The organism is Staphylococcus hominis subsp. hominis (genome assembly GCF_002901845.1).
Classification (GTDB): domain Bacteria; phylum Bacillota; class Bacilli; order Staphylococcales; family Staphylococcaceae; genus Staphylococcus; species Staphylococcus hominis.
On record NZ_PPQE01000014.1, the window covers coordinates 1 to 225 of the forward strand.

Sequence of the window (225 nt, forward strand, 5' to 3'; positions counted from 1 at the left end):
CCGCTGACCTCCTGCGTGCAAAGCAGGCGCTCTCCCAGCTGAGCTAAGCCCCCAAATTATTAATACTTAATGGTGGGCCTGAGTGGACTCGAACCACCGACCTCACGCTTATCAGGCGTGCGCTCTAACCAGCTGAGCTACAGGCCCATTAAATATTTAAATGTTTAAAACAAACATTCAAAACTGAATACAATATGTCACGTTATTCCGTATCATCTCTACGAG

Annotated in this window: 1 tRNA gene; it reads right to left on the reverse strand. The window is 46.7% G+C overall.

Annotated elements, in window-relative coordinates:
• Positions 1-70: 70 nt before the first annotated feature.
• Positions 71-147 (reverse strand) — tRNA-Ile (locus tag CD034_RS01120).
• Positions 148-225: the final 78 nt, after the last annotated feature.